Below are 26059 nucleotides of genomic sequence, written 5' to 3'. Positions count from 1 at the left end.
ATTTCTTCCAGATACCGCTTGACTTAGAGCGCGCTCCAACTTCGAGAATTCTCCCCATGGAAAGCAACCTGAGCATCGCGGAAGTGGCACGGCGCACCGGCCTCACGGCCCACACGCTGCGCTACTACGAACGCATCGGCCTGATCGCCGCCGTGTCGCGCGCACCGGGCGGCCAGCGCCGCTATGCCACCGCCGACATGGAATGGCTTGCTTTCCTGTTGCGCCTGCGCGAGACCGGCATGCCCATCCAGGGCATGCAGGCCTTCGCCGGGCTTCGCAGTCAGGGGGACGCGAGCATCGGCGAACGCCGCGCGATGCTCGAATCGCATCTCGCCGAGGTTCGCTCGAAGGTGGAGGCGCTGCAGCAATCGATGCAGGCGCTGGCGCACAAGATCGAGCACTACCGCGGGATCGAGGCCCGGCGTCCCTCTTCATCGGGCAAGGCCCCGGCTTCAACGAAGAGGAAGAAACATGCAGCACCCCATCCATCCGACGACGACCAGCCAGCCGACCGGCGAGCGCTACGCGCGCGGCCTCGCGAAACTGCAGCAGATCGACGGTGAGAGCGGCATCAAGGTCGTCGAAGGCCTGGCCGACATCGCACCCGACTTCGCGCGCCTGCTGATCGAGTTCCCGTTCGGCGACGTCTATTCGCGCCCCGGCCTGGACCTGCGCTCGCGCGAGATCGCGGTCGTGGCAGCGCTCACCGCCATGGGCAATGCCGCGCCGCAGCTCAAGGTGCACATCCAGGGCGCGCTCAACGTCGGCGTGACGCGCGAGGAAGTGATCGAGGTGATCATGCAGATGGCGGTCTACGCGGGCTTCCCCGCCGCGCTCAACGGCCTGGGCGCCGCCCGCGAGGTGTTCGCGGCCGACGATGAAAAAAGCGCGCGGCCCCTTGCGGAACCGCGCGCCCTGGTCGAGCCGGCCTGAGGGCCGGCGCGGGCCTTACTTGAGGGCCTTGAAGCGCACGCGCTTGGGCTTGGCGCCTTCCTCGCCCAGGCGCTTCTTCTTGTCGGCTTCGTACTCCTGGTAGTTGCCGTCGAAGAACACCCATTGCGAATCGCCTTCGGCGGCCAGGATGTGGGTGGCGATGCGGTCGAGGAACCAGCGGTCATGGCTGATCACCAGCACGGTGCCCGCGTACTCGAGCAGCGCATCCTCGAGCGCGCGCAGCGTTTCCACGTCCAGGTCGTTCGAGGGTTCGTCCAGCAGCAGCACGTTGCCGCCCTGGATCAGCGTCTTGGCCAGGTGCAGCCGGCCGCGTTCGCCGCCCGACAGGTTGCCGACCTTCTTCTGCTGGTCCTGGCCGTTGAAGTTGAAGCGGCCCGCGTAGGCGCGGCTGGCCATCTGGAACTTGCCGACGTTGATGATGTCCAGGCCGTTCGAGATGTCTTCCCACACGGTCTTGTCGTTGGCCAGCGCGTCGCGCGACTGGTCGACGAAGGCCATCTTCACGGTCTGGCCGATCACGACCTCGCCGCTGTCGGGCTGTTCCTTGCCGGCGATCAGCTTGAACAGCGTGGACTTGCCGGCGCCGTTCGGGCCGATGATGCCGACGATGGCACCCGCGGGGATGTTGAAGTTCAGCTTGTCGATCAGCAGGCGGTCGCCGAAGCTCTTGCTCACGTCCTTGAACTCGATCACCTGGCTGCCCAGGCGCTCGGCGACGGGAATGAAGATCTCCTGCGTTTCGTTGCGCTTCTGGTATTCGACGTCGCTCAGCTCCTCGAAGCGGGCCAGGCGCGACTTGCTCTTGGCCTGGCGTGCCTTCGGGTTCTGGCGCGACCATTCCAGTTCCTTCTTCAGGGCCTTGGCGTGGGCTTCCTCGCTCTTCTGCTCCTGCGCCAGGCGCTCGCCCTTCTGCTCGAGCCAGGTGCTGTAGTTGCCCTTCCAAGGGATGCCGCGGCCGCGGTCCAGTTCGAGGATCCACTCGGCGGCGTTGTCGAGGAAGTAGCGGTCGTGGGTGATGGCCACCACGGTGCCCGTGAAGCGCTGCAGGAACACCTCGAGCCATTCCACCGATTCGGCGTCCAGGTGGTTGGTGGGTTCGTCGAGCAGCAGCATGTCGGGCTTGGACAGGAGCAGCTTGCACAGCGCCACGCGGCGCTTCTCGCCGCCCGACAGCAGGCCGATCTTGGCGTCCCAGGCCGGCAGGCGCAGCGCGTCGGCCGCGATCTCGATCTGGTGCTCGGAGTCGGTGCCCGCGGCGGCGATCACCGCCTCGAGCTCGCCCTGCTCGGCCGCCAGCGCGTCGAAGTCGGCGCCTTCCTCGGCATAGGCGGCATAGATCTCCTCGAGGCGCGCCTTGGCGGCGTTGACCTCGCCCATGGCCTCCTCGACGGCCTGGCGCACGGTGTGCTCGGGATCGAGCTTGGGCTCCTGCTCGAGGTAGCCGATCGACAGGCCGGGCATGGGCATCGCCTCGCCCTCGATCTCCTTGTCGACGCCGGCCATGATCTTGAGCAGCGAGGACTTGCCCGAGCCGTTCAGGCCGAGCACGCCGATCTTGGCGCCGGGAAAGAAGGACAACGAGATGTCTTTCAAGATCTGCCGCTTGGGCGGCACGGTCTTGGAGACTCTGTTCATGGTGTAGACGTACTGGGCCATCTTCTGTGTTGGACTGCTGATTGCTGAGGTGGCGAAAGCCGGAACAAGCCGAAATCCCCTGGGAGGAGCCCCTGGCGGAACCCCGGGGGAAGGCGGCAGGACCGGCGCGCGGAATCGCGGAAACGGAGCGCGAAAAGCAGTGATTATCGACTCATGCGACAATCGCCACCGTGCCGGGTCCAGTTGCCCGCACACCGGCTCTCTGCCGGGGACGAAGAAAACCCTTCCGCAAGTCGGTTTTTCGGGCTCCCACTCCTGACCTTCATCAGCCTTGACTGGCTCGCGTCACAAGAACGAAAGACGCCGAGCGGGCCGATGTCACCGCGCCGTGTATGGCGCTTGTTGTTTCACACAATGACTTTTGATGAACTGAAGTTGGCTCCGGCCATCTTGAAGGCCGTGCACGAGCAGGGCTACGAGACCCCCACCCCGATCCAGGCCCAGGCCATTCCGGCCGTCCTCGAGGGCCACGACCTCCTCGGCGGTGCCCAGACCGGCACCGGCAAGACCGCCGCCTTCACCCTGCCGATGCTGCACAAGCTCACCATGAGCCGCAGCGCCACCAACAAGTTCGGCGGCATCGGCATCCGCGCCCTGGTGCTCACCCCGACCCGCGAACTCGCGGCCCAGGTCGAGGAATCGGTGCGCGACTACGGCAAGTACCTGCAGCTCGGCTCGACCGTGATCTTCGGCGGCGTGGGCATGAACCCGCAGATCGACCGCCTCAAGCGCGGCGTCGACATCCTCGTGGCCACCCCCGGCCGCCTGCTCGACCTGCAGCAGCAGGGCATGCTCGACCTGTCGACCGTGCAGATCCTGGTGCTCGACGAAGCCGACCGCATGCTCGACATGGGCTTCATCCACGACGTGAAGAAGGTGCTGGCGCTGCTGCCGGCCCAGAAGCAGAGCCTGCTGTTCTCGGCCACCTTCAGCGACGAGATCCGCGAACTGGCCAACGGCCTGCTGCGCAACCCGCAGAGCATCCAGGTCACGCCGCGCAACACCACGGTGCAGCGCATCACCCAGGTGATCCACCCCGTGGGCCGCGGCAAGAAGAAGGCGCTGCTCGCGCACATCATCAACGAGCACCAGTGGAGCCAGGTGCTGGTGTTCACCCGCACCAAGTTCGGCGCCAACAGCGTGGCCGAATTCCTCACCAAGAACGGCATCGAGGCGATGGCGCTGCACGGCAACAAGAGCCAGAGCGCGCGCACCCAGGCGCTGGCCGGCTTCAAGAGCGGCGACATCCGCGCCCTGGTGGCCACCGACATCGCGGCCCGCGGCATCGACATCGACGAGCTGCCGCACGTCGTGAACTACGAGATCCCGAACGTCAGCGAAGACTACGTGCACCGCATCGGCCGCACCGGCCGCGCGGGCTCGAGCGGCGAGGCCGTGAGCTTCGTCTGCCTCGACGAGGAAGGCTTCATGCAGGAGATCGAGCGCTTCACCAAGCAGACGATCCCCGTGCAGGTCATCGAGGGCTTCGGCCCCGAGGAAGGCGAGCGCGCCGAGCCCATCGCCATGGGCCGCCAGACCATCTGGGGCGGCGCCGGCCGTCCGCCGAGCCGCGAAGTCATGCAGGCGGCCGCCAAGGCGGCACGCAGCGAGATGATGCAGCGCATCCGCGACAACAAGGCCGGCCAGGGCGGCGGTGGCGGCAATGGCCAGCGCCGCGCCGGTGGCGGCGGCCAGGGCCAGGGCCAGGGCCGCGCTGCCAACGGCGGCGGCCAGCAGGGCCCGCGCGGCCAGGGCCAGGGTCCGGGCAACCGCGCGCCGCAAGGCCGCGCCCCGCAGGCCCAGCCGCGTCCGCATCACCATGCGGCGCATGCGCAGAACCACCAGCCGCACGACGAGCGCCAGCCGCGCCATCACGGCAACAGCCACAGCCCGACCCAGGCCAACCAGGTCGCGCACCTGCGCGCCGAGGCGATCGCCGGCGCGGCCGGCCAGCCCGATCCGTTGCGCACCAGCGTCGACCACATGGGCGGCGGCCGCGGACGCGGTGGCCGCTCGGGTGGCGGTGGCTACGGCGGCGGCAACCGTTCGGGCGGCGGTGGCCGTTCGGGCGGCGGCGGCTACGGCGGCGGTGGCCGCTCGGGCGGCGGCGGTGGCCGTTCGTTCGGCCGCTGAGGCACGACGCACGCGGAACAGAGGGCGCTTCGGCGCCCTTTTTCATGACCGTTCGGGGGCCGAAACACCTTCCGGACACAATCGTTGTCATGCAGCCCATCCCGCCGAACTTCGCCACCCTCTTCGTGGCCACCTGCAACCTGCTCAATCTCGCGAACCCGCACCGCGTGTACTACGAGAACCAGGACGCCTACAACGAGCGCGAGTACGAGCGCAAGATCGACTGGCTCGGCGAGCGCTTCCATGCACTCAATGCCGACGTGCTCGCGGTGCAGGAGGTCTGGGACGAGGCGGCGCTGAAGGCCGCCATCCACCGCAGCGGCCTGCGCTACGACTTCGTGGCCGTGCCCGGCGCCGAGAACACGCCCGCGCAACCCGACCAGCCGCCGCGCCCCGGCGCGCAGGGCACGCCGCGCGTGGGCATCGCCACCCGGCTCAAGGTCGACCGCATCCAGTCCTTCGTCGACTTCCCGCCGGGCTTCGGCGTCGAGGTGCCGGGCCTCGGGCCGCACACCCGCTTCGAGCGGCCGCCGCTGCTGGCCACGCTGCGCATGAAGCACGACCAGGCGGTGCACGTTCTGACGGTGCACCTGAAGTCGAAGCGGCCCAAGTTCTTGCAGGACGCCCAGGGCAACCACCTCGAGGACCGCGACGACCGCAAGGTGGGCGCGATGGCCTCGCTGCGCTCGCTGCTGATGCGCGGCGCCGAGGCCGCGGCCCTGCGCTGCATCGTGATCGACCTGCTGCAAGGCACCAACGTGCCGCTGGTGGTGATGGGCGACTTCAACGACAACCCGCACAGCGTGACCACCCAGCTCGTGGCGGCCACCTCCGAGGTGGCCTACGACAAGGCCGCGCGCGACGTGGCGCTGTTCAATGCCTACGAGATGCAGGGCGAGGCCGCGCTCAAGAAGGACGTGGCCTATTCGCACGTGCACCAGGGCTACCCGGAGGTGCTCGACCAGATCCTGGTGAGCGAGGAGTTCATCGCCGGCAGCCGCCACAGCCTGGGCGACGTGCGGCGCGTGGACTACTTCAACGACCACCTGCACGAAGGACGCGACCGCTCGCGCTCGGACCACGGGTTCGTGCGCGCGCTGCTGCGGTTGCGCACCGACTGAAGACGCGGCTGCTCAGGCCTTCGAGATCCGCACCATCGCATCCGCGCGCTGGTGCAGGTCGGGCAGCAGCTCGAGCCCCAGCCCCGGCTTGTCGTTGAGGCTGATCATGCCGTTCTCGACCTTCGGCAGCTCGGTCACCAGGCCCTGGTACCAGCCCGTGAAGAAGGCGCGCACGCTCTCCTGGACCAGCGCGTTGGGCGCATGCAGGCTCAGGTGCGTCGACGCGGCCCACACCACCGGGCCGGTGCAGTCGTGCGGCGCCACCGGCAGCTGCCAGGCATCGGCCATGGCCGCGATCTTGCGCGCCTCGGTGAGGCCGCCGCACCAGCTCAGGTCGAGCATCGCGACGCCGGCCACGCCGGTCTGCAGGTAGTCCTTGAAGCCCCACCTGTAGCTCAGCGTCTCGCTGGCGCAGACCAGCGCCTTGCAGTCGACGGCGTACTGCTTCAACAGGTCGAGGCTGTCCATGCGGATCGCATCCTCGTGCCAGAAGGTGTCGAACTCCTGCAGCGCACGCGCGATCTTCTGCGCCATCGGCAGCCGCCAGAGGCTGTGGAACTCGACCATGATGTCCATGCGCTTGCCGACCGCGCCGCGGATCTTGCGGAAGGGCTCGAGCGCCGCGTCGAGGTCGGCGTTGCTGATGTACTGGCCGTGGCTGCGCTCGGCCGCCGGATCGAAGGGCCAGATCTTCATCGCCGTGATGCCCTCCGACAGCAGCGACTCGGCCAGCTCGTCGGCATGGTGCAGGAAGCCCTGCAGGTCTTCATAGGGCCCGGCCGCGTTGCCAATGCCCCAGTTGGAACTGGTCTGGTTGGCGGCGCTGCGGATGTACTGGTAGCCCGCGCAGGTGTTGTAGATGCGGATCGCGTCGCGGCTCTTGCCGCCGAGCGCGGTGTGCACCGGCATGTTCGCGGCCTTGCCGAACAGGTCCCACAGCGCGATGTCCGCGGCCGAGTTGCCACGCGTCTCCACGCCCGACCCGCGCCAGCCCAGGTAGCCCGTGAGGTCGCGGTTGCGCGCCTCGATCGCCAGCGGGTCGGTGCCCAGCAGCTTGTGGGCGCCCCACTCGTGCAGGTAGGCCTCGACCGCCTCGGCGCCCATGAAGGTCTCGCCGAGGCCGACCAGGCCTTCGTCGGTGTGCAGGCGCACCCAGAGGATGTTGGGGAATTCGCCGAGGCGGATGGTTTCGAGCTGGGTGATCTTCATGGCGGTCCGGGATGCGGTGACTGGATGGCCGGCGCGCTCTCGAGCGCCGCCGGCCGGCGGAAGGCTCAGCCCCCGCGCGCCTTCTTCAGCGCGTCCATCACCACGTTGACGGCCTCGGGGCCGATCGCCGGCACGTTCTTGTCGTACACCGGCTTCACCTTGTCGAGCATGCGCTTCTGCTCGGCCGGCGAGACCTCGTTGACCGTCATCGTCTTCTTGAGGCTCGCGAGCGACTTCTCGTTGAGCGCGCGGTTGGCGGCGCGCTCAACCTTCTGGCCCTCGATCGCGGCCTCGCGCAGCACCGCCTGCTCCTCGGGCTTGAGCTGGTCCCAGAGCTTCTTGCTGTAGAGCACCAGGAACGGCGTGTAGGCATGGCGCGTCACGCTCAGGTACTTCTGCACCTCGCTGAACTTCGAGGTCTCGATGGTCACGAAGGGGTTCTCCTGGCCGTCGATGGTGCGCGTCTCGAGCGCGGTGAAGATCTCGCCGAAGGCCATCGGCACGGCGTTGGTGCCCAGCGTCTTGAACGAGTCGAGGAAGATGTTGTTCTGCATCACGCGCACCTTGATGCCCTCGAGGTCCTCGACCTTGGCCACCGGCCGCTTGCTGTTGGTGAGGTTGCGAAAGCCGTTCTCCCAGTACGCCAGGTTCACCAGCCCCGCGGCCTCGAGCTTCTTGTTGAAGTACTCGCCGGCCGGGCCGTCGAGCACCGCGTCGGCTTCCTTCTCGTTGTTGAACAGGAACGGCAGGTCGAACACGCCGAGTTCCTTCACGATGCCCACCAGCGGCGAGGACGAGGTGCACACCATCTCCTGCGTGCCCGCGCGCAGCGCCTGCGTGGCCGGCAGGTCGCCGCCGGCCGCGCCGCCCCAGAAGGCGACGATCTTCATCTTGCCGCCGGTCTTGGCGGCCAGCACCTCCTGCATCTTCTTCACGCCCAGGCCCACCGGGTGGTCCTCGTTCACGCCGTTGGTGAACTTGATGGTGCGTTCGGCGAACTGGGCGAAGGCCGGGGCCGCCGCCATCAGGGCCACGGCGGTCGCCGCCGCCACGAGGGTTCTGCGCTGGATCATGGTCTGTGTCTCCTACTTCTTGGGTGATGAACGAACGGACGGGAAACTCTGCAAGACGCCCTCAGCGCGCCAGCCACCACGACAGCGGCACGGTGACGATCTGCGGGAAGAACACCATCGCGAACAGCACGATGAGCTGCGCGATCAGGAAGGGCATCACGCCCTTGAAGGCATCGTCCATGGTGATGCGCGCCACGCCGCACACCACGTTGAGCACGGTGCCCACGGGCGGCGTGATCAGGCCGATGGCGTTGTTGATGATGAACAGCACGCCGAAGTACACCGGATCGATGCCGGCCTTGAGCACCACCGGCATCAGCACCGGCGTGAGGATCAGCACGGTGGGCGTGAAGTCGAGCGCGGTGCCCACGATCACGATGAGCACCATGATCACCAGCATCAGCAGCGTCTTGTTGCCCATGAAGGGCTCGAGCATCTTCGTGACCTCGCCCGGGATGTCGGCCACGGTGATGAGCCAGGCGCTGACCATGGCCGCGGCCACCAGGAACATCACGACCGCGGTGGTCTTGCCGGCCGCGAGCGTGAGGCGGTAGAGCATCGAGGGCTTGAGCTCGCGGTAGACGAACATGCCGACCAGCAGCGAATACACGGCCGCCACCACCGCCGCCTCGGTCGGCGTGAAGATGCCGAACTTCATGCCGCCGATGATCACCACCGGCAGCGCGAGCGCGAGGCTGCCCTTGGCCGTGATCGCCAGCCGCTCGCCCAGGGGCACGCGCGGCGCCGGCTGCACCTTGTCGCGCCGCGCCACGATCCACCACGCGATGCCGATCGCCACGCCCATCAGGATGCCGGGCACGATGCCCGCGAGGAACAGCTTGGTGATCGAGACGTTGCCCGCCACGCCGAAGACGATGAAGCCGATCGAGGGCGGGATCACCGGCGCGATGATGCCGCCCGCGGCGATCAGGCCGGCCGAGCGCTTGGTGTCGTAGCCCGCGCGGTTCATCATCGGGATCAGCAGCGCGGCGAGCGCCGCCGTGTCGGCCACGGCCGAGCCCGAGATCGAGGCCATGATGATCGCGGCCACCACCGCCACGTAGCCCAGGCCGCCGCGGAAATGGCCGACCCAGGCCATCGCCATGTCGACGATACGCCGGCTCAGTCCGCCCGCCGTCATGAACTCGCCGGCCAGCAGGAAGAAGGGCACGGCGAGCAGCGGGAAGTTGTCGGCGCCGTCGACGAAGCGCTGCGCGATGATCTGGCTGTCGAAGGCCGGCAGGCCGCCGGTGTAGGCCAGCCAGCCCATGAGCGAGACGCCGCACACCAGCAGCGCATAGGCGATCGGCATGCCGATCGCCATGGCGGCGAGCAGCGAGACCGTGAAGATCGTGACCGTCATCGCGCGCCTCCGGCGGTGCCCGAAGCCGGGGTGGCCGCGGGCTCGTGCGCCACGTCCTCCGACTCCATCACCTGCACCAGTTCCTCGTCGGAGACGCGGCCGGTGGCCAGGCGCCACAGCTTGTGGAGGTTGATCACGCCCATCACCACCGACACCACGTAGCCGATGCCGTAGACCCAGATCATCGAGATGCCCACCACCGGCGAGACGTTGGTGCGCTGCAGCTCGTGCATCTCGAAGGTGCCCATGAAGAACAGCACGTTGCAGAACAGCATGAGCAGCTGGTTGAGCACGAAGCACAGCTTCTTGCCGAGCCGCGGCAGGTGGCGGATCAGCGTGTCGACGCCCAGGTGCGCGCCATCGCGCATCGCGACCATGGCGCCGATGTAGGTGAGCCAGATGAAGCAGTAGCGCGACATTTCCTCGGACACCGTGATGCCCGAGTTGAAGCCGTAGCGCAGCACCACGTTGCCGAACACCATGACGACCATCGCCACCATGCAGGCGACCACGAGGAATTCCAGCACCCGGAAGAATCCGTCGATCAATCTCTTCATTGCTCCTGTCTCCTTTTGTTCTGCGGTGTTGTTGTTCGTCTCTTCGTCCGACCCGCTCTTCATGGCGCCCCCGGGGCGCCGCCTGCTAGAGCGGCACGGCCTTGAGCCGCGTCGCCGGCCGGCTGATGCGCGGCAGCCTGCGGCGCGAGGCGAGCACCATCTCGATGTCGTCGCGCGCGCCGTCGATCAGCACCAGCACCGCGCGCTCGGCGCCCGCCGGGTTGCGCGCGATCACGGCGTCGAGCACCGCGCGGTGCAAAGGCAACGAACTCGCGGGACCGTTCTTGCGCGTGGTCGAGATCTCGAAGCTGGTGCGCAGCAGCGCGCCGAGCGCGCGGCTCATCTGCACCAGCATGCGGTTGTGGCTGGAGCGGATCAGCCCCTGGTGGAAGCGCAGGTCGGGCGTGATGTAGTCGCCGCCGAACTCGATGGCCTGCTTCATGCCGGCGTAGGCCTCCTCCATGTCGGCGATGTCCTCGGGCGTGGCGCGCGAGGCGGCCAGCGCCACCGCGGCCGGCTCGACCACGCGGCGCAGGTCCTGCAGGTCGCGCAGGAACTCGACCGACAGGCCGGCCTGCGTCTGCCACACGATGACATCGGCATCGAACCAGTTCCACTGGTCGGGCGGCTGCACGCGCGTGCCGACCTTGGGACCGGTGGTGACCAGGCCCTTGGCGATCAGCGACTTGATGGATTCGCGCACCACGGTGCGGCTCACGCCGAGCTCCTCGCAGAGGATCGGCTCGGGCGGGATCGCGGCGCCGGGCGCGTAGCGCCCCGCGACGATGTCGCTGCCGATCCGGTCGACCGTGTTGCCGTGGACGTTCTTGATCATGCGAAGCCGTTGGTTGTGCAACGCGGCCAAGGCCGCCCGGCGCGCCCCGCTCGCTCGGAAACCCTGAGCGCCCCGCCAGGACAGCGCGCTTATCATATGATGATTGAAAATGCGGCTCGGCAGGACAAACCCTGACCCCGCGGCGCCTTCCCGCAACCGGAGACACCCTCGATGAGCACCCCTCCCAAGAAGAAGAATCCCGAAGAGCTGCGCAGCCAGCAGTGGTTCGGCCGACACGACCGCGACGGCTTCATCTACCGAAGCTGGATGAAGGGCAAGGGCGTGCCGCACGACCAGTTCGACGGCCGGCCGGTCATCGGCATCTGCAACACCTTCAGCGAACTCACGCCCTGCAACTCGCACTTCCGCACGCTCGCGGAGCAGGTGAAGATCGGCGTCTACGAAGCCGGCGGCTTCCCGCTCGAGTTCCCCGTGATGTCGCTCGGCGAGACCCTGCTGCGCCCCACCGCCATGCTCTATCGCAACCTCGCGAGCATGGACGTGGAGGAAAGCATCCGCGGCAATCCGCTCGACGGCGTGGTGCTGCTCATGGGCTGCGACAAGACCACACCCGCGCTGATGATGGGCGCGGCCAGCGTCGACCTGCCGACCATCGGCGTGTCGGGCGGCCCGATGCTCTCGGGCAAGTGGCGCGGCCTGGAGCTCGGTTCGGGCACCGGCGTGTGGCAGATGAGCGAGCAGGTGCGCGCCGGCACGCTCAAGCTGCAGGACTTCTTCGAGGCCGAGAGCTGCATGCACCGCAGCCACGGCCACTGCATGACGATGGGCACCGCGAGCACCATGGCCAGCATGGTCGAGTCGCTGGGCATCGGCCTGCCGGGCAACGCGGCCTTCCCGGCCGTCGACGGCCGCCGCAACGTGCTCGCGCGCGAGGCGGGCCGGCGCATCGTCGGCATGGTCCACGAGGACCTGAACATGTCGAAGATCCTCACGCGCCAGGCGATCGAGAACGCGATCAAGGTCAACGCCGCGATCGGCGGCTCGACCAACTTCGTGATCCACCTGCTGGCGATCGCCGGGCGCATCGGCGTCGAGCTCACGCTCGACGACTTCGACCGGCTGGCCTCCGAGCTGCCCTGCATCCTGAACCTGCAGCCCTCGGGCCAGTTCCTGATGGAGGACTTCTGCTATGCCGGCGGCCTGCCGGTGGTGATCAAGGAGATCGCCGATCACCTGCACAAGGACATCCTCACCGTCACCGGACGCAGCGTGTGGGAGAACGTGAAGGACGCCGAGAACTACAACCCGCAGGTGATCCGCACCCAGGCCGAGCCCTTCAAGGACAAGGCCGGCATCTGCGTGCTGCGCGGCAACCTCGCGCCCAACGGCGCGATCATCAAGCCCAGCGCGGCCACGCCCGAACTGCTGGTGCACAAGGGCCGCGCGGTGGTGTTCGAGAGCGCCGACGACCTGCACCGCCGCATCGACGACGAGAGCCTCGACATCGACGAGCACTGCGTGATGGTGCTCAAGAACTGCGGCCCCAAGGGCTACCCCGGCATGGCCGAGGCCGGCAACATGCCGCTGCCGCCCAAGGTGCTGCGCAAGGGCATCACCGACATGGTCCGCATCAGCGACGCGCGCATGAGCGGCACCGCCTACGGCACCGTGGTGCTGCACACCGCGCCCGAGGCCGCGGCCGGCGGTCCGCTGGCGCTGGTGCAGGACGGCGACATCGTCGAGCTCGACGTGCCGAACCGCAAGCTGCACCTGCACGTGAGCGACGAGGAACTGGCGCGCCGGCGCGCCGCCTGGGTCGCGCCGAAGGCACCGCTCGATTCGGGCTACTGGAAGCTCTACGTCGACACCGTGCTGCAGGCCGACGAAGGCGCCGACCTCTCGTTCCTGCGCGGTCGCCGCGGCGCCTTCGTGCCGCGCGACAACCACTGATGGCGGAGATGACGGGTCCATTGGTCGCGGTCGACTGGGGCACGAGCTCGCTGCGCGGCGCGCTGATCGCGGCCGACGGCACGGTGCGCGAGGAGCGCAGCGACACGCGCGGCATCCTCGCGGTGTCGGCGGGCGGCTTCCCCGCGGTGTTCGAGGCGCTGTTCGGCGACTGGATGCGCGAGAGCGGCGCGCGCTGCCTGATCTCGGGCATGGCCGGCAGCAAGCAGGGCTGGGTCGAGGCGCCCTACTGCGCCTGTCCCGCGGGCCGCGTCGAGGTCGGCCGCAGCATCATTGCCATCGACGCCATTCCCGGCCAGCGCATCGCGATGGTGCCGGGCCTGCGCGACGAGCACGACGGCGTGCCCGACGTGATGCGCGGCGAGGAGGTGCAGATCTTCGGCGCGCTGTCGCTGCTGGGCCGCGACGAGGGCCTGTTCGTGCTGCCGGGCACGCACAACAAGTGGGCCACGGTGAAGAAGGGCCGCGTGACCGGTTTCCGCACCTTCATGACCGGCGAGTTCTATGCGCTGCTGAGCCAGCACTCGATCCTCGCGCGCACGCTCGATGCGTCGGCGCCGCTCGACGAGGCCGCCTTCGTCGAGGGCGTGACCCGCGCCGACAACGGCCAGGGCCTGCTGCACAACGCCTTCGGCGCGCGCACGCTGGCGCTGTTCGAGCGCATGCCGCGCGCCGAGCTCGCGAGCTATCTCTCGGGCCTGCTGATCGGCGAGGAGCTGCGCACCCAGTCGCTGCAGGCCGCGGGCGAGGTGGTGCTGATCGGCTCGCCCGCCCTCACCCAGCGCTATGCGCTCGCGCTGCGCGCGAGCGGCACCGCCACGCGCTCGCTGGGCGCCGAAGCCACCTGGGCCGGGCTGCATGCGCTGTCCGGCTTCCTCGACTCTTCCGCTTCTTCTCCATGACCACCTCCTTCGAAAAATTCGACGCCGCCCTGCGCACGCTGCCGCTGGTGGCCATCCTGCGCGGGCTCGAGCCGCATGAAGCCGATGCCGTCGGCGACGCCATCGTCGAGCCCGGCTTCCAGCTGCTCGAGGTGCCGCTCAATTCGCCGCGGCCGCTCGACAGCATCGCGCGGCTGCGCGCGCGCTTCCCGCAGGCGCTGGTCGGCGCCGGCACGGTGCTCGACGCGCAGCAGGTGCGCGAGGTGCAGGCCGCCGGCGGCGAGCTGATCGTGTCGCCGAACTTCGATGCCGCCGTGGTGCGCGAGGCCGCCCGCCTGGGCCTGGTGTGCCTGCCCGGCGTGATGACGCCGACCGAGGCCTTCGGCGCGCTCGCCGCGGGCGCCACCGGGCTCAAGCTGTTCCCGGCCGAGCTGGCCTCGCCCGCGGTGGTGAAGGCGCTGCTGGCCGTGCTGCCGCGCGGCACGCCGCTGATGCCCGTGGGCGGCATCACGCCCTCGAACATGACCGAATGGCGCGAGGCCGGTGCCGCCGGCTTCGGCATCGGTTCGGCGCTGTTCAAGCCCGGCAAGAGCGCGCAGGCCGTGCGCGATGATGCGCAGCGTTTTGTCGCCGCATATACGGGCACGACGCGCGCCTGATTCGATTTCTCCACGCAGAACACCAGAGGATCACGATGTCCGCCCAAGCCGACTACGCCAGCCCCGAAGTGCGCCAGCTGCGCGAAGACCTCGCACTCGCGCTGCGCGCCGCCGCCCACCACGGGCTGTCGGAAGGCGTGTGCAACCACTTCAGCGTGATGCTGCCGGGCCGGCAGGACCGCTACCTGATCAACCCGCGCGGCCTGCACTGGAGCGAGATCGGCGCCGACGACATCGTGCTGATCGACGTGCGCGGCGAGGTGCTCGCGGGGCGCCACCGCGTGGAGCCCACCGCCCTCTTCATCCACGGCGCGGTGCACCGCATCGCGGGCCATGCGGTGGTGCTGCACTGCCACATGCCCTATGCGACCGCGCTCACCATCACGGTCGACCGCGCGCTCGATCCGACCGCGAGCCAGAACGCGATGCGCTACATCGACCGCATCGCCGTCGACCGCGAGTACAACGGCCTGGCGCTCGACGACGCCGAGGGCGAGCGCATCGCGCGCGCGATGGCCGGCAAGGACGTGGCCTTCCTCGCGAACCACGGCGTGATCGTGGCGGGCGCGACCATCGCCCATGCCTACGACGACCTCTACTACCTCGAGCGCGCCTGCCTGCACCAGGTGATCGCGCAGTCGACCGGCCGCCCGCTGGCACCCGTGAACCGCGAACTGGCCGCGCGCGTGGCGGCGCAGATCCAGGGCGAGCGCGAGCAGTCCGACCTGTTCTTCGAGGCGCTGCGGCGCATGCTGCCCGCGCCGCGCGGCTGAGCCTCTTCGCGCCCGCGTTCCTGTCGCCGTGCGGCGACAGCGGTGGCCTCTTTGTGTCGAGGCGTTTCCCGTGCTTTCAATTGCCTTGCGGCGATGCCCGCGGCGCGTTACGTCTTGCGCTGGACGCGGCATTCGCACGGGCAGAATGCGCCCGGTCGCCGTGAGCGAAGTCCTACGCCCCGGCGTTACAGCGCTTCATCGGATTTCGCCCGCGCCTTACAAAGCGTTGACACGAACGCGGGAGGATGACACCCATCAACAACCACTCCTTTGGAGTCGCCATGAAAAAGCTCACCTACGCATTCGGCGCCGCGGCCCTTCTCTCGCTGGCGGCGATCAGCGCTCCGGCGCAGGCCCAGAGCGGTCCCTTCATCCAGGCCCAGGTCTACGTGACGCCGGCACCGCCGCATCGCCACTACGACCGCCGCTACTACGCTCCCCCGCCGCCGCCCCACTACCACCCGGGCTACCACCGCGGCGACCGCTACTACCGCCATGACCGCTACGACGGCCGCCGCTACGGGCGCCGCGACAACGATGGCGATGGCGTGCCGAACCGCTACGACCGCCGTCCCAACAATCCGTACCGCTACTGACGCGGTCGTTCCCAGAAGCGAAGAAGCCGGGCCTCGCGCCCGGCTTTTTCATGGCCGCCGCGTTCAGGCCGCGGGCACCTGCGCGTAGGGCGGCCTGTCGCTGGCGAAGCCCTGCTTGAGCCCGCGCGAGATCGCGTCGGCCAGCACCTCGGGCAGGCCCTGCTCCACGCCCTCGTAGGCCAGCCGCGCCACCTCGTCGGGCGAAGTCTTCGGGGCATCGACGTGCGCGGCCATGTCGGTGTCCATGTAGCCGACGTGCACGCTGACCACCTGTGTGCCCTGGCCCGCGAGCTCGTTGCGCAGGCCGTTGCTCAGCGACCAGGCCGCCGACTTGGTGGTGCTGTAGGTCGCCACGCTCGGGAAGGTGGTCCAGGCCAGCGCCGACAGCACGTTGACGATGGCGCCGCCGCCGTTGGCCGCCAGCACCGGCGCGAAGGCGCGCGCGAGCGCCCAGGGGCCGAAGAAGTTGGTTTCGAGCTCGGCGCGCGCGGCCGCCACCGAGTCGGGCCCGAGCAGGTTCGAGCCGCGCGAGATGCCCGCGTTGTTGACCAGCACCGAGACGTCGCCGCACGCGAGTACCGCGGCCTCGATCTGCGCCGGCTGGGTCACGTCGAGCGGCACCGGCACCACGCCCGGCAAGGTGATGGTCCTGGGGTCGCGCGCGGCGCCGTAGACCTTGCGCGCGCCGGCCGCGAGCGCGGCCTTCGCGAAGGCGAGCCCCAGGCCGCGGTTGGCACCGGTGATGAAGACGACGGAATCCTTGAGGTTCATGGCAGAGCTTTCGAGGGTGTGAACGAAGAAAAATGCTTCAGGCCTGCGCCATGCGCCGCAGCAGCCCGCTGGTGGTGCGCGGCCAGCCGACGCGGCCGAACCAGGCACCACCCGCGATCGCCGAACCGATGACCAGGCCGTAGACCACGAGCGCGATGCCCTGCGCGGCGAACACGCCCGTGAGCCCCGCGCCCCAGCGCAGCGCCAGCCAGCCGCCGATGCCCGCCACGGCCAGCCGCGCGAGGTTGCCGATCACCGGCCACAGCAAGCGGCCCGCGCCCTGCGAGGCGAAGTACAGCACCAGGCCGACGCCGAAGAAGCCGTAGAGCGGACCGACCACGCGCAGGTAGTGGATGCCGGTGTCGAGCATCGCGGCGTCGTGGCCGAACAGCATCAGCCACGGCCGCGGGAACAGCGCGGCCAGCAGGCCGATGGTCTCGGCCAGCGCGAAGGCCAGTGCGGCGCCGATCCAGGTGGCGCGCAGCGCGCGCTCGCGCTGGCCCGCGCCCATGCAGGTGCCGACCATCGCGACCAGCGGCGCGCCCAGGCCGAACACCAGCGGCACCAGCAGGTACTCGAGCCGCGAGGCCGTGCCGTAGCCGGCCAGGGCCTCGGGACCGAAGTGACCGGTGAGCGCGGTCGCGATGCCGATCGAGAGGTTGGTGGCCACGGTCGACACCGTGCCCACCAGGCCCACGCGCAGGATGTCGCGGAAGAAGGGCCAGCGCAGCTTGAGCGCGGCCAGCGAGGGCTTGAGCAGGCTGCGCGGCGAGCGCAGGTAGACGATCAGCGCGATCGAGCCCAGCAGGTAATACAGCAGCAGCGCCATCGCGCCGCCCGCGATGCCCATGCCCGGCAGCGGGCCCCAGCCGAAGATCAGCAGCGGCGAGGCGGGGATCAGGAACACCACGCCCACCACCGTGACGTTGGCCGGCACCGCCATGTTGCCGGTGCCACGAAGAATGGCCGACAGCGAGTTGAACAGCCACACCAGCACCGCGCCCGAGAACACCCAGTTGGAATAGGTCAGGGCCGCCTCGAGCGCCGGGCCGCTGCCGCCCATGATCCCGTAGAGCCAGCGGCCGCCGAACAGCAGCGCGAGCGAGAACAGCACGCCGAAGCCCAGCGCGATGACGATCGCATGCCACACCAGCGAGTCGGCATCGGCGCGGCGGCGCGCGCCGAGCGCGCGCGCGATGGCCGACGAGATGCCGCCGCCCATGGCGCCGCTCGAGGTCATCTGCATCAGCATCACGATCGGGAACACCAGCGCCATGCCGGCCAGTGCGTCGGTGCCGAGCTTGCCGACGAAGTAGGTCTCGATCAGGCCGACCGAGGCCTGCGCCACCATCACGAGGACGTTGGGCGCCGCGAGCCGCAGCAATGTGGGAACGATGGGCGCCTCGAGCAGGCGGCGGGTGCGCGGATCGAGATCGGCGGCGGAAGCGGTCATGGCCTTCGTACTCCGTGGCGTGGGGCGATCAGGCGCGGGCCGCGGCGGCGCCGCCCGTGGCGGGCGCGGCATGGCCCTTGGGCGCGGTGGGGCGGCGGATCGCCATCACGATCGCGGCCGCCAGCAGGCAGGCGCCGCCGGCCACGTAGAGCGCGGGCGTGTAGGTCAGCAGCAGCGTGCGCGCGAAGCCCGCGCCATAGGCCGCGGTGGCGGCGCCGAGCTGGTGGGCGGCGAACACCCAGCCGAACACCATGCCGACCTTGGCCGGTCCGAAGGCGGCGCCCGCGAGCTTGACCGTGGGCGGCACGGTCGCGATCCAGTCGAGGCCGTAGAACATCGCGAACAGGCCCAGGCCGTAGATGGTGAATTCCGAATGCGGCAGCCAGAACAGCGAGAGCCCGCGCAGGCCGTAGTACCAGAAGAGCAGCTTGCGGTTGTCGTAGCGGTCCGACAGCCAGCCCGAGAGGATCGTGCCCACGAAGTCGAAGGCGCCCATCATCGCGAGCACCGAGGCCGCGGGCACCGGGCCCATGCCGTTGTCGCCGCACAGCGAGATGAAGTGGGTCTGCACCAGGCCGTTGGTGCTCAGGCCGCAGATGAAGAAGGTGGCGGCGAGGATCAGGAAGGTGCGGTTGGTCGCGACCTCCTTGAGCACGCGGAACGGCGTGGCGAAGTTGATCGCCGCGGCGGGCGCGGCCGGCGCCTGCGGCGCATCGGGGGCTTCGCCGAAGGGGCGCAGGCCGAGGTCGGACGGCCGGTTGCGCATCAGGCACAGCGCCAGCACGCCGATCAGCAGGCTGCCGATCACGATCGGCACGATGGCCGAGCGCCAGCCCCAGTGCTCGATCATCCAGGCCGCGACCGGCAGGAAGGCCAGCTGGCCGGTGGCCGAGCTCGCCGTGAGCATGCCCACCACCAGCCCGCGGCGCGCCACGAACCAGCGGTTGGCCACCACCGCGCCGAGCACCAGCGCCGTCATGCCGGTGCCCAGGCCCAGCATCAGGCTCCACAGCACGAACAGCTGCCACAGCTGCGAGGCCATCGTCACCAGCGCCATGCCCAGGCCGACCAGCGCGAGGCCGGTGCAGATCACCGCGCGCAGGCCCCAGCGCTCCATCAGCACCGCGGCGAACGGACCCATCAGGCCGAACAGCGCGAAGCGCAGCGCGAGCGAGGACGAGATCTGCTCGGTGCTCCAGCCGAACTCCTTGCCGAGCGGCTGCAGCATCGCGCCGGGCAGGCCCAGCGCGGCCGACATCGTCAGCATGGTCAGGAAGGTGATGGCGGCGACGATCCATCCGTAATGGATGCCGCGGCGCTGCAGCCATGCGGAGACTTGGGTGGCGAACATGGGACCTCTGGAGGAATGGGAATGGAGGAATCGGAGAAAAGAGGGGCCTGGGCCGCGGGGTCTGCGGGCGTGGAAGGTGCGAGGAAAGGGAAGCCGGCGCGGATGGACGTCAGTCCAGATCGCAGGCCTGGTCGTCCGCGCCGAGCAGCTCGAGCGATTCGTCGATCAGCACATGCAGCGCGAGCACGCGCTCCACGCCCAGCAGCGCATTGAGCTTCTGCTGCGCCGTCTTCCAGTGCGCCTGCGCCTCGCGGCGCTTGGCCTCGCCGCTGTCGGTGAGCTGCACCAGGCGGCTGCGCGCATCGGCGCCGGCGCCCTGCGCGATCCAGCCCGCGGCGATCAGCGGCTGCAGGTTGCGGCTCAGGGTCGAGGGCGTCATCTTGAGTTCGCCCGCGAGGTCGACCGGGCGCGAGGGACCGAGCCGCGCCAGATGCGAGAGCAGCGAGTACTGCGTGGTCTTGAGTCCGCTGCGCGACACCTCCGCGTCGTAGTGCTGCGAGAGGCGGCGCGAGAGCTGGCGCACCTTGAAACTGGTGCAGCCGCGGGGCTTGGTGGGGGCGTCCATGGGATATTATTGTAGCTGCAACTATTGCATATGCAACCAATTGGAGGAATGACCGCATGACCGAATCCCAGAACCTGCTCGAGACCTGGCTTGCCGAGGAGCGGGACATCATCGCGAGGCTCGAAGCCGGCCCGGGCCCCGGCGTGGCCCGCCCCGAGCAGGTGAGCGGCAAGACCGGCCTGGAAATCATGCAGGCCATGCTGCGCGGCGACATCCCCTACGCCGCCATCGCCAAGACGCTGGACTTCACCGTCATCTCGGTCAGTCCCGGGGTCGCGATCTTCCAGGGCACCCCGCTGCCGCAGCACCTGAATCCGCTGGGCACCATCCACGGCGGCTGGGTCGCCACCCTGCTCGACTCCGCGCTGGGCTGCTCGGTCCACACCATGATGCCGCCCGGGCGCAGCTACACCACGGCCGAGCTCGGCGTGAACTACGTGAAGGGCCTCACGCCCAAGGTGCAGCGCGTGCGCGCCGAAGGCAAGGTGATCCACTGCGGGCGGCAGCTCGCGACGGCGGAAGCGCGGCTGGTGGGCGCCGATGGCACGCTGTACGCGCATGCCACGACGACCTGCTTCGTGTTCGAGATTCCGGCGGGGCGCTGAGCTTCGGGGGGCCGGGCGGTCGCCGGCCCTACAGCGCGGGCGCCAGCGCCCCCGCCATCAACCGCAGGTTCTGCACCGCCGCCCCCGCGGCCCCCTTGCCCAGGTTGTCGAGCACCGCGCTCAACACGACCTGCCCCGTGCGCTCGTTGAAAGCCACCGCGAGGCTCATGTCGTTCGTGCCGTTGTGGATCCGCGGATCCAGCTCGGTCAAGGGTGCATCGGTAGACAGCGGCAGCACCCGCACATGCGCCGCGTCCAGATAGCGCTCGGCCAGGCACTCATGGATGCGCGCACCCGACACGCCGGCGGGAAGCAGCCGCGCATGCAGCCCGATCGTCAGCACGATCCCCTGCCGATAGCTGCCATAGGCCGGCACGAAGAGGGGCCGCTGCGACAGGCCGGCGTAGGCCTCGATCTCCGGCACGTGCTTGTGTTCGAGCCCCAGCCCATAGACCGTCAATGAATGCGCGCCCGCGCCGGCCTCGTGCGCTTCGGCGCCCGCCCTGCCCTGGCCCGAATAGCCCGAGACGGCATGGATGACCAGCGGATAGTCGGCGGGCAGCAGACCCGCGTCCGTCAGCGGCCGCAGCAGCGCGATCGCGGCCGTGGGATAGCAGCCGGGATTCGTGACCCGCGATGCCGAGGCGATGCGTTCGCCCTGCCCCGCGGCCAGCTCCGGCAAGCCGTAGACCCAGCCGGGGCTGGTGCGATGCGCCGAGCTCGCATCGATGACGCGCACCGCCGGGTTCTCGATCATCGCCACCGCGTCGCGCGCCGCGGCATCGGGCAGGCACAGGATCGCGATGTCGGCCTCGTTGAGCGCGGCGCGGCGCGCGGCCGGGTCCTTGCGAAGGTGGGTGGGCAGGGTGCGGATGCGGAATTCCCCGCCGCGCAGCCGGTTCTGCAGATCGAGGCCGGTGGTGCCCTGATCGCCGTCGATGAAGAGGTGGAGGTCCATGGAGCACGATCGTAGGGAGGGAGCCGCGATGGCTCCAGCTAAATATATGGAACTCCAGATTCAAAAAAGATAAATTGGCGCGATGCGGGAACTGAGCCTCGACCATCTGCGCACCCTGGTCGCCATCGCCGACCTCGGGTCGCTGGCCAATGCGGCGCGCGCGCTGCACCTGGCGGCCCCCACCGTCACGGTGCAGATCGCGGAACTCGAATCGCGCCTCGGCGGCCAGCTGCTGGTTCGCGGGCGCGGGCCCGCGCAGCCGACGGCCCTGGGCGAGCGCTTCATCGCGCGCGCCCGCCGGCTGCTGGCCGATGCCGACGATGCCGTGGAGGACGTGCGGCGCCAGCTTGCCGGGCAGACCGGCCGCGTGCGCGTGGGCGCTTCGACGGGCGCGATCGCGCACCTGCTGCCGCCCGCGCTCGAACGACTGGCGCGCGACCATCCGGGCATCGAGGTCAACGTGCAGGTGCTGACCTCCAACGACAGCATGGCGCGGCTCGCCGCGGGCAGCCTCGACCTCGCGGTGGTGGCACTGCCGCAGCCGCCGGTGCGCGGCGTGCATGTCACGCCGCTGCGACGCGAGGCCGTGCTCGCCTTCCTGCCGGCGGCCTGGAAGGCGCCGAAGCGCCTCACGCCGCATTGGCTGGCCGAGCGGCCGCTGATCATGAACGACGCCTCCACGCGGCTCTACCGGCAGACGGCCGAATGGTTCTCGGCGGCCGGCGTGCATTGCCGGCCGCGCATCGAGCTCAACTACAACGATGCGATCCGCACGCTGGTGGCCGCGGGCTATGGCGCGGCCCTGCTGCCCGAGGAAGCGGACGGGCGCGCGCCCGATCCGCGCGTCGCGGTCCGGCCGCTGAGCCCGGCGCTGTGGCGGCAGCTGGGCCTCGCGGTCGGCGATCGCGACGTCGGCGGCCCGACGCGCTTCGTGCTGGAGGCCCTGCAGGCGTCGAAGGGTCGCGGCGGCCCGGGCGAGTAGGCCTGCGGCTTGTAAGTCCAAACGACGCGCGCCCACCCTCTCTGTTGATAATCGTTCGCATCGGCGCCGCAGGCCGGCCGCCGCATCGCCCCGAGAACACATCACCGACCTGGAGGATCCCCTCATGACCCAACGCATCGGCGCGCGCGCAGCACACGCCCTGATCGGCGCCACCGGCGCCTGGCTCGCCCTCGCCGCCCTGCCCGCGCATGCGGCGGAAGAGCTCACGCTCTACACCACGCGCGAGCCGGCGCTGATCCAGCCGCTGATCGCGGCCTTCAGCGCGCAGAGCAATATCAAGGTCAACACGGTGTTCGTGAAGGACGGCCTGCTCGAGCGCGTGAAGGCCGAGGGCGCGCGCTCGCCGGCCGACGTGCTGATGACGGTGGACATCGGCAACCTGGTCGACCTGGTCGACGGCGGCGTCACGCAGCCCGTGAGGTCGGCCGCGCTCGAGTCGGCGATTCCCGCCAACCTGCGCGGCGCCGACGGCCAGTGGTTCGCGCTCTCGATGCGCGCGCGCGTGCTCTACGCCGACAAGGCGCAGCCGCTCACCAATTTCCGCTACGAGGACCTCGCCAATCCCAAGTGGAAGGGCAAGGTCTGCATCCGCGCCGGCCAGCATCCCTACAACACCGCGCTGGTGGCCTCGCTGATCGCGCACGACGGCGAAGCCAAGGCCGAGCAGTGGCTGCGCGGCGTGAAGGCCAACCTGGCGCGCAAGGCCACCGGCGGCGACCGCGACGTGGCGCGCGACATCCTCGGCGGCATCTGCGACGTGGGCCTGGCCAACTCCTACTACGTGGGCCAGATGAAGAGCGCCAAGGAAGGCACCGACGCGCGCAAGTGGGGCGATGCCATCAAGGTGGTGCGCCCCACCTTCGCCAAGAGCGGCGGCACGCACGTCAACATCAGCGGCGCGGCGGTGGCGAAGAACGCGCCGCAGCGCGCCAACGCGGTCAAGCTGCTCGAGTTCCTGGTGTCCGAGCCGGCGCAGGCCCTCTACGCCGACGCCAACTACGAATACCCGGTGCGCAAGGGCGTCGCGCTCGACCCGATCATCGGCCAGACCATCGGCGAGCTGAAGGTCGATCCGCTGCCGCTGACCGAGATCGCCAAATACCGCAAGCAGGCCAGCGCGCTGGTCGACAAGGTCGGCTTCGACCAGTGAGGGGCACCGCCGGGTGCCCTGAGTCCAGGGCATCCGCATGCTGATGAGGGCCTCGCGCGGCCCCCGGACGCTGCAGACGGTGGGCCCGCTGTGGCGCGGGGCCGCGTTCCTCGTGGCGGCCGGCGTGCTCGCGCCGGTGCTCGCCTTGCTGTGGCTCGCGCTCGGGCCCGGCGCCCAGGGCTTCGCGCACTGGCAATCGCTGTTCGCGCACGTGCTGCCGCAGGCCACGCTCAACACGGCCATGCTGCTGGCGGGCGTCGGCCTGCTGGTGCTGATCGTGGGCACCGGCTGCGCCTGGCTGGTCACGGCCTGCGACTTCCCGGGCCGGCACGTGCTGCACTGGGCGCTGCTGCTGCCGCTGGCGATGCCGACCTACATCGTCGCCTTCGCCTACCTCGACCTGCTGCATCCCATCGGCCCGGTGCAGGGCGCGATCCGCTGGCTGCTGGGCTACGACAGCCCGCGCCAGTTCCGCCTGCCCGACCTGCGCTCGATGGGCGGCGCGGTCTTCGTGCTGGGCTTCGTGCTCTATCCCTACGTCTACATGACGGCGCGCGCGATGTTCATGAGCCAGCCCGCGCACCTGATGGAGGCCGCGCGCATGCTCGGCGAGAACCGGCGCGGCGCCTTCTTCCGCGTCGCGCTGCCGCTGGCGCGCCCGGCGCTGGCCGTGGGCCTGAGCCTGGCGCTGCTCGAGACGCTCAACGACATCGGGGCTTCCGAATTCCTCGGCGTGCAGACGCTCACCGTGGCCGTCTACACGACCTGGATCACGCGCTCCGACCTCGCGGGCGCGGCGCAGATCGCCTGCGCCATGCTCGCCATGGTGATCGCGCTGGTCTGGCTCGAACGCAACGGCCGGCGCCACCAGCGCTACGGCTCGGCGCAGCGCATGCGCGCGCTGCAGCCGCGGCCGCTGCGCGGCGCCATGGCCTGGGCCGCCACGGCGGCGGCCTCGCTGCCGGTGCTGATCGGCTTCGTCGCGCCCGCGCTCTACCTGGTCTGGGAAAGCGCCAAGCGGCTGCGCCAGGGTGGAGGCATCTCGCACGGGCTGCTCGCGAGTCTGGCCAACACCATCGCGCTGGCGGCCGGCGTCACGGCGGCCGCGGTGGCGGCCGGGCTGCTGGTGGCCTGGGCCGCGCGCAACCCGGGCGGCCAGGGCGGCGGCGCGCGGCGCGGCCGCTGGCCCGCGCGCGTGGCCACGCTGGGCTATGCGGTGCCGGGCACGGTGCTGGCCATCGGCCTGCTCACACCGGCGCTGGCCTTCGATGCCGCGCTCGCCACCGCGTTCGGCTGGCAGGGCCTGCCGCTGATGGGCGCGGGCGTGGTGCTGGTGGCGGCCTGCACCATCCGCTTCCTCGCGATGCCGGTCGGCAGCATCGAGGCCGGCCTGGCGCGCATTCCGCCGGCCATCGAGCAGGCCGCGCGCCTGCTCGGCGAGACCGCCCTCGGCGCGCTGCGGCGCGTGCACCTGCCGCTGCTGCAGCCCTCGATCGCCGCCGGCGCGCTGCTGGTCTTCGTCGACGCGATGAAGGAGCTGCCCGCCACCCTGCTGCTGCGGCCCGCCAACTTCGACACCCTCGCGACCTGGCTCTATGCCGAGGCCGCGCGCGGCACCTACGAGGAAGGCGCGATCGCGGCGCTGCTGATCGTGGCGGCCGGGCTGCTGCCCGTGATGCTGCTGGCGCGCAGCCAGCTCGCGGCCGCGCACGCGGCCGATCCCCTGCCCGTATCCTCCGCCACGCCATGAGCGCCAACCTGCACATCGACGCCCTCCGCCTCGCCTACGACACGCCGCGCGGCCCGCACGTCGTGGTCGACGGCTTCTCGCTCGCGCTCGCGGCCGGCGAGATCGCCTGCCTGTTCGGGCCCTCGGGCTGCGGCAAGACCACGGTGCTGCGCGCCATCGCGGGCTTCGAGCCGCTGCGCGCGGGCGAGATCCGGCTCGGCGAGCGCACGCTGTCCTCGGCGCGGCAGCACCTGCCGCCCGAGGCGCGGCGCGTAGGCATGATGTTCCAGGAGTACGCGCTGTTCCCGCACCTCGACGCGGCGCGCAACATCGCCTTCGGGCTGCGCCGGCTGCCGCGCGCTCGACAGCAGTCGCGCGTGGCCGAGATGCTGGCGCTGGTCGGGCTGGCCGAGGCCGGGGAGCGCTATCCGCACGAGCTCTCGGGCGGCCAGCAGCAGCGCATCGCGCTGGCCCGCGCGCTGGCGCCCGCGCCGGCGCTGCTGCTGCTCGACGAGCCCTTCTCCAACCTCGACGGCGCCACGCGCGAACGGCTCACGGTGGAGGTGCGCGCGATCCTGCGCCAGGCCGGCCAGACCGCGATCCTCGTGACCCACAACGAGGCCGAGGCACAGGCCATGGCCGACCGCATCGGCGTGATGCATGGGGGGCGCATCACGCGCTGGATCGAGACCTCGGCCCGCTGAGGCTTAGCACAAGACGCGCTTTTGCCGAATG

At 70.0% G+C, this 26059-nt stretch carries 25 protein-coding genes; 14 read left to right on the top strand and 11 right to left on the bottom strand.

All coding sequences use genetic code 11. The features are described from left to right. Nucleotides 1-56: 56 nt before the first annotated feature. Entirely contained in the window at nucleotides 57-563 is a 507-nt protein-coding gene (locus KV106_RS29580) for a MerR family transcriptional regulator (RefSeq protein ID WP_261214467.1), read from the top strand. After that, nucleotides 472-933 carry a carboxymuconolactone decarboxylase family protein gene (locus KV106_RS29575; protein ID WP_261214465.1) on the top strand — a complete coding sequence of 154 codons (462 nt, stop codon included), beginning with the start codon at nucleotides 472-474 and terminating at the stop codon, nucleotides 931-933. Before KV106_RS29580 ends, KV106_RS29575 begins: the two co-directional genes overlap by 92 nt. Before the next feature lie 15 nt (nucleotides 934-948). Here the strand turns inward: KV106_RS29575 and ettA are convergent, their stop codons facing one another. Then, nucleotides 949-2610 carry an energy-dependent translational throttle protein EttA gene (ettA, locus tag KV106_RS29570; RefSeq protein ID WP_057597366.1) on the bottom strand — a complete coding sequence of 554 codons (1662 nt, stop codon included), beginning with the start codon at nucleotides 2608-2610 and terminating at the stop codon, nucleotides 949-951. Between the two features lie 354 nt (nucleotides 2611-2964). On the opposite strand from ettA, the gene KV106_RS29565 reads away from it, so the two are divergent. Next, entirely contained in the window at nucleotides 2965-4743 is a 1779-nt protein-coding gene (locus tag KV106_RS29565; protein ID WP_057598230.1) for a DEAD/DEAH box helicase, read from the top strand. Nucleotides 4744-4832: 89 nt separating this feature from the next. Further along, the gene (locus tag KV106_RS29560; RefSeq protein ID WP_261214462.1) at nucleotides 4833-5864 is read left to right on the top strand and encodes an endonuclease/exonuclease/phosphatase family protein; all 1032 of its coding nucleotides are present in this window, start codon (nucleotides 4833-4835) and stop codon (nucleotides 5862-5864) included. 12 nt (nucleotides 5865-5876) lie between these two features. Here the strand turns inward: KV106_RS29560 and KV106_RS29555 are convergent, their stop codons facing one another. From KV106_RS29555 to KV106_RS29535, 5 genes are all read right to left on the bottom strand, one after another. Further along, nucleotides 5877-7073, bottom strand: a complete 1197-nt coding sequence (locus KV106_RS29555; RefSeq protein ID WP_261214460.1) for a mandelate racemase/muconate lactonizing enzyme family protein — start codon at nucleotides 7071-7073, stop codon at nucleotides 5877-5879. Between the two features lie 65 nt (nucleotides 7074-7138). Next, nucleotides 7139-8146, bottom strand: coding sequence for a TRAP transporter substrate-binding protein (locus KV106_RS29550; RefSeq protein WP_261214458.1), 1008 nt, complete (start codon nucleotides 8144-8146; stop codon nucleotides 7139-7141). A 61-nt stretch (nucleotides 8147-8207) separates the two neighbouring features. Continuing rightward, the gene (locus KV106_RS29545) at nucleotides 8208-9509 is read right to left on the bottom strand and encodes a TRAP transporter large permease (RefSeq protein ID WP_057595632.1); all 1302 of its coding nucleotides are present in this window, start codon (nucleotides 9507-9509) and stop codon (nucleotides 8208-8210) included. Beyond that, complete coding sequence (locus tag KV106_RS29540; RefSeq protein ID WP_057595631.1) at nucleotides 9506-10066, bottom strand: TRAP transporter small permease; 561 nt, start codon at nucleotides 10064-10066, stop codon at nucleotides 9506-9508. Before KV106_RS29540 ends, KV106_RS29545 begins: the two co-directional genes overlap by 4 nt. 85 nt (nucleotides 10067-10151) lie before the next feature. After that, nucleotides 10152-10901: a FadR/GntR family transcriptional regulator gene (locus KV106_RS29535; RefSeq protein ID WP_057595630.1), complete on the bottom strand. Its 750-nt coding sequence runs from the start codon at nucleotides 10899-10901 to the stop codon at nucleotides 10152-10154. A 171-nt stretch (nucleotides 10902-11072) separates the two neighbouring features. Here KV106_RS29535 and KV106_RS29530 point away from each other — a divergent pair, with 171 nt between their 5' ends. The 5 genes from KV106_RS29530 to KV106_RS29510 all read left to right on the top strand — a co-directional run bounded on the left by KV106_RS29530 (nucleotide 11073) and on the right by KV106_RS29510 (nucleotide 15739). Continuing rightward, the gene (locus tag KV106_RS29530) at nucleotides 11073-12812 is read left to right on the top strand and encodes an IlvD/Edd family dehydratase (protein WP_261214455.1); all 1740 of its coding nucleotides are present in this window, start codon (nucleotides 11073-11075) and stop codon (nucleotides 12810-12812) included. Nucleotides 12813-12820: 8 nt separating this feature from the next. Continuing rightward, a complete protein-coding gene (locus KV106_RS29525) occupies nucleotides 12821-13732 on the top strand; it encodes a 2-dehydro-3-deoxygalactonokinase (protein ID WP_261214454.1) in 912 nt (303 codons plus the stop codon). Next, nucleotides 13729-14370 carry a 2-dehydro-3-deoxy-6-phosphogalactonate aldolase gene (locus tag KV106_RS29520; protein WP_261214451.1) on the top strand — a complete coding sequence of 214 codons (642 nt, stop codon included), beginning with the start codon at nucleotides 13729-13731 and terminating at the stop codon, nucleotides 14368-14370. Before KV106_RS29525 ends, KV106_RS29520 begins: the two co-directional genes overlap by 4 nt. A gap of 35 nt (nucleotides 14371-14405) precedes the next feature. Next, complete coding sequence (locus KV106_RS29515; RefSeq protein ID WP_261214450.1) at nucleotides 14406-15143, top strand: aldolase; 738 nt, start codon at nucleotides 14406-14408, stop codon at nucleotides 15141-15143. Between the two features lie 281 nt (nucleotides 15144-15424). Beyond that, complete coding sequence (locus tag KV106_RS29510; protein WP_057598231.1) at nucleotides 15425-15739, top strand: hypothetical protein; 315 nt, start codon at nucleotides 15425-15427, stop codon at nucleotides 15737-15739. A gap of 63 nt (nucleotides 15740-15802) precedes the next feature. Here KV106_RS29510 and KV106_RS29505 read toward each other — a convergent pair whose 3' ends face one another. From KV106_RS29505 to KV106_RS29490, 4 genes are all read right to left on the bottom strand, one after another. After that, nucleotides 15803-16510, bottom strand: coding sequence for an SDR family oxidoreductase (locus tag KV106_RS29505; protein WP_261214446.1), 708 nt, complete (start codon nucleotides 16508-16510; stop codon nucleotides 15803-15805). Nucleotides 16511-16547: 37 nt separating this feature from the next. Further along, on the bottom strand, nucleotides 16548-17963 hold the full coding sequence (locus KV106_RS29500) for an MATE family efflux transporter (protein WP_261214444.1): 1416 nt from the start codon (nucleotides 17961-17963) through the stop codon (nucleotides 16548-16550). A 28-nt stretch (nucleotides 17964-17991) separates the two neighbouring features. Continuing rightward, nucleotides 17992-19314: an MFS transporter gene (locus tag KV106_RS29495; protein WP_057595623.1), complete on the bottom strand. Its 1323-nt coding sequence runs from the start codon at nucleotides 19312-19314 to the stop codon at nucleotides 17992-17994. Between the two features lie 109 nt (nucleotides 19315-19423). Beyond that, entirely contained in the window at nucleotides 19424-19879 is a 456-nt protein-coding gene (locus tag KV106_RS29490; RefSeq protein WP_057595622.1) for a MarR family winged helix-turn-helix transcriptional regulator, read from the bottom strand. A 56-nt stretch (nucleotides 19880-19935) separates the two neighbouring features. Here KV106_RS29490 and KV106_RS29485 point away from each other — a divergent pair, with 56 nt between their 5' ends. Then, a complete protein-coding gene (locus tag KV106_RS29485; protein WP_057595621.1) occupies nucleotides 19936-20484 on the top strand; it encodes a PaaI family thioesterase in 549 nt (182 codons plus the stop codon). 28 nt (nucleotides 20485-20512) lie between these two features. On the opposite strand, the gene argC is transcribed toward KV106_RS29485, so the two are convergent. Further along, the gene (gene argC, locus KV106_RS29480; RefSeq protein WP_261214433.1) at nucleotides 20513-21442 is read right to left on the bottom strand and encodes an N-acetyl-gamma-glutamyl-phosphate reductase; all 930 of its coding nucleotides are present in this window, start codon (nucleotides 21440-21442) and stop codon (nucleotides 20513-20515) included. Nucleotides 21443-21524: 82 nt separating this feature from the next. On the opposite strand from argC, the gene KV106_RS29475 reads away from it, so the two are divergent. The 4 genes from KV106_RS29475 (at nucleotide 21525) to KV106_RS29460 (ending at nucleotide 26028) form a co-directional block, all read left to right on the top strand. After that, nucleotides 21525-22424 carry a LysR family transcriptional regulator gene (locus KV106_RS29475; protein WP_261214432.1) on the top strand — a complete coding sequence of 300 codons (900 nt, stop codon included), beginning with the start codon at nucleotides 21525-21527 and terminating at the stop codon, nucleotides 22422-22424. A 124-nt stretch (nucleotides 22425-22548) separates the two neighbouring features. Further along, nucleotides 22549-23595 carry a Fe(3+) ABC transporter substrate-binding protein gene (locus tag KV106_RS29470; protein ID WP_261214431.1) on the top strand — a complete coding sequence of 349 codons (1047 nt, stop codon included), beginning with the start codon at nucleotides 22549-22551 and terminating at the stop codon, nucleotides 23593-23595. Between the two features lie 37 nt (nucleotides 23596-23632). Further along, the gene (locus KV106_RS29465; RefSeq protein ID WP_261214429.1) at nucleotides 23633-25345 is read left to right on the top strand and encodes an ABC transporter permease; all 1713 of its coding nucleotides are present in this window, start codon (nucleotides 23633-23635) and stop codon (nucleotides 25343-25345) included. Continuing rightward, nucleotides 25342-26028, top strand: coding sequence for an ABC transporter ATP-binding protein (locus KV106_RS29460; protein WP_261214428.1), 687 nt, complete (start codon nucleotides 25342-25344; stop codon nucleotides 26026-26028). Before KV106_RS29465 ends, KV106_RS29460 begins: the two co-directional genes overlap by 4 nt. Nucleotides 26029-26059 lie beyond the last annotated feature (31 nt).

Source organism: Variovorax endophyticus (assembly GCF_025376855.1).
Taxonomy (GTDB): domain Bacteria; phylum Pseudomonadota; class Gammaproteobacteria; order Burkholderiales; family Burkholderiaceae_C; genus Variovorax.
The sequence above is the reverse complement of the archived record's forward strand: the minus strand, read 5'-3'. Positions and strand labels throughout refer to the sequence as shown.

Coding starts and splice junctions, on each gene's coding strand:
- KV106_RS29580 (WP_261214467.1), top strand. CDS start 57: ATGGAAAGCAACCTGAGCATCGCGGAAGTGGCACGGCGCACCGGCCTC.
- KV106_RS29575 (WP_261214465.1), top strand. CDS start 472: ATGCAGCACCCCATCCATCCGACGACGACCAGCCAGCCGACCGGCGAG.
- ettA (WP_057597366.1), bottom strand. CDS start 2,610: ATGGCCCAGTACGTCTACACCATGAACAGAGTCTCCAAGACCGTGCCG.
- KV106_RS29565 (WP_057598230.1), top strand. CDS start 2,965: ATGACTTTTGATGAACTGAAGTTGGCTCCGGCCATCTTGAAGGCCGTG.
- KV106_RS29560 (WP_261214462.1), top strand. CDS start 4,833: ATGCAGCCCATCCCGCCGAACTTCGCCACCCTCTTCGTGGCCACCTGC.
- KV106_RS29555 (WP_261214460.1), bottom strand. CDS start 7,073: ATGAAGATCACCCAGCTCGAAACCATCCGCCTCGGCGAATTCCCCAAC.
- KV106_RS29550 (WP_261214458.1), bottom strand. CDS start 8,146: ATGATCCAGCGCAGAACCCTCGTGGCGGCGGCGACCGCCGTGGCCCTG.
- KV106_RS29545 (WP_057595632.1), bottom strand. CDS start 9,509: ATGACGGTCACGATCTTCACGGTCTCGCTGCTCGCCGCCATGGCGATC.
- KV106_RS29540 (WP_057595631.1), bottom strand. CDS start 10,066: ATGAAGAGATTGATCGACGGATTCTTCCGGGTGCTGGAATTCCTCGTG.
- KV106_RS29535 (WP_057595630.1), bottom strand. CDS start 10,901: ATGATCAAGAACGTCCACGGCAACACGGTCGACCGGATCGGCAGCGAC.
- KV106_RS29530 (WP_261214455.1), top strand. CDS start 11,073: ATGAGCACCCCTCCCAAGAAGAAGAATCCCGAAGAGCTGCGCAGCCAG.
- KV106_RS29525 (WP_261214454.1), top strand. CDS start 12,821: ATGACGGGTCCATTGGTCGCGGTCGACTGGGGCACGAGCTCGCTGCGC.
- KV106_RS29520 (WP_261214451.1), top strand. CDS start 13,729: ATGACCACCTCCTTCGAAAAATTCGACGCCGCCCTGCGCACGCTGCCG.
- KV106_RS29515 (WP_261214450.1), top strand. CDS start 14,406: ATGTCCGCCCAAGCCGACTACGCCAGCCCCGAAGTGCGCCAGCTGCGC.
- KV106_RS29510 (WP_057598231.1), top strand. CDS start 15,425: ATGAAAAAGCTCACCTACGCATTCGGCGCCGCGGCCCTTCTCTCGCTG.
- KV106_RS29505 (WP_261214446.1), bottom strand. CDS start 16,510: ATGAACCTCAAGGATTCCGTCGTCTTCATCACCGGTGCCAACCGCGGC.
- KV106_RS29500 (WP_261214444.1), bottom strand. CDS start 17,963: ATGACCGCTTCCGCCGCCGATCTCGATCCGCGCACCCGCCGCCTGCTC.
- KV106_RS29495 (WP_057595623.1), bottom strand. CDS start 19,314: ATGTTCGCCACCCAAGTCTCCGCATGGCTGCAGCGCCGCGGCATCCAT.
- KV106_RS29490 (WP_057595622.1), bottom strand. CDS start 19,879: ATGGACGCCCCCACCAAGCCCCGCGGCTGCACCAGTTTCAAGGTGCGC.
- KV106_RS29485 (WP_057595621.1), top strand. CDS start 19,936: ATGACCGAATCCCAGAACCTGCTCGAGACCTGGCTTGCCGAGGAGCGG.
- argC (WP_261214433.1), bottom strand. CDS start 21,442: ATGGACCTCCACCTCTTCATCGACGGCGATCAGGGCACCACCGGCCTC.
- KV106_RS29475 (WP_261214432.1), top strand. CDS start 21,525: ATGCGGGAACTGAGCCTCGACCATCTGCGCACCCTGGTCGCCATCGCC.
- KV106_RS29470 (WP_261214431.1), top strand. CDS start 22,549: ATGACCCAACGCATCGGCGCGCGCGCAGCACACGCCCTGATCGGCGCC.
- KV106_RS29465 (WP_261214429.1), top strand. CDS start 23,633: ATGCTGATGAGGGCCTCGCGCGGCCCCCGGACGCTGCAGACGGTGGGC.
- KV106_RS29460 (WP_261214428.1), top strand. CDS start 25,342: ATGAGCGCCAACCTGCACATCGACGCCCTCCGCCTCGCCTACGACACG.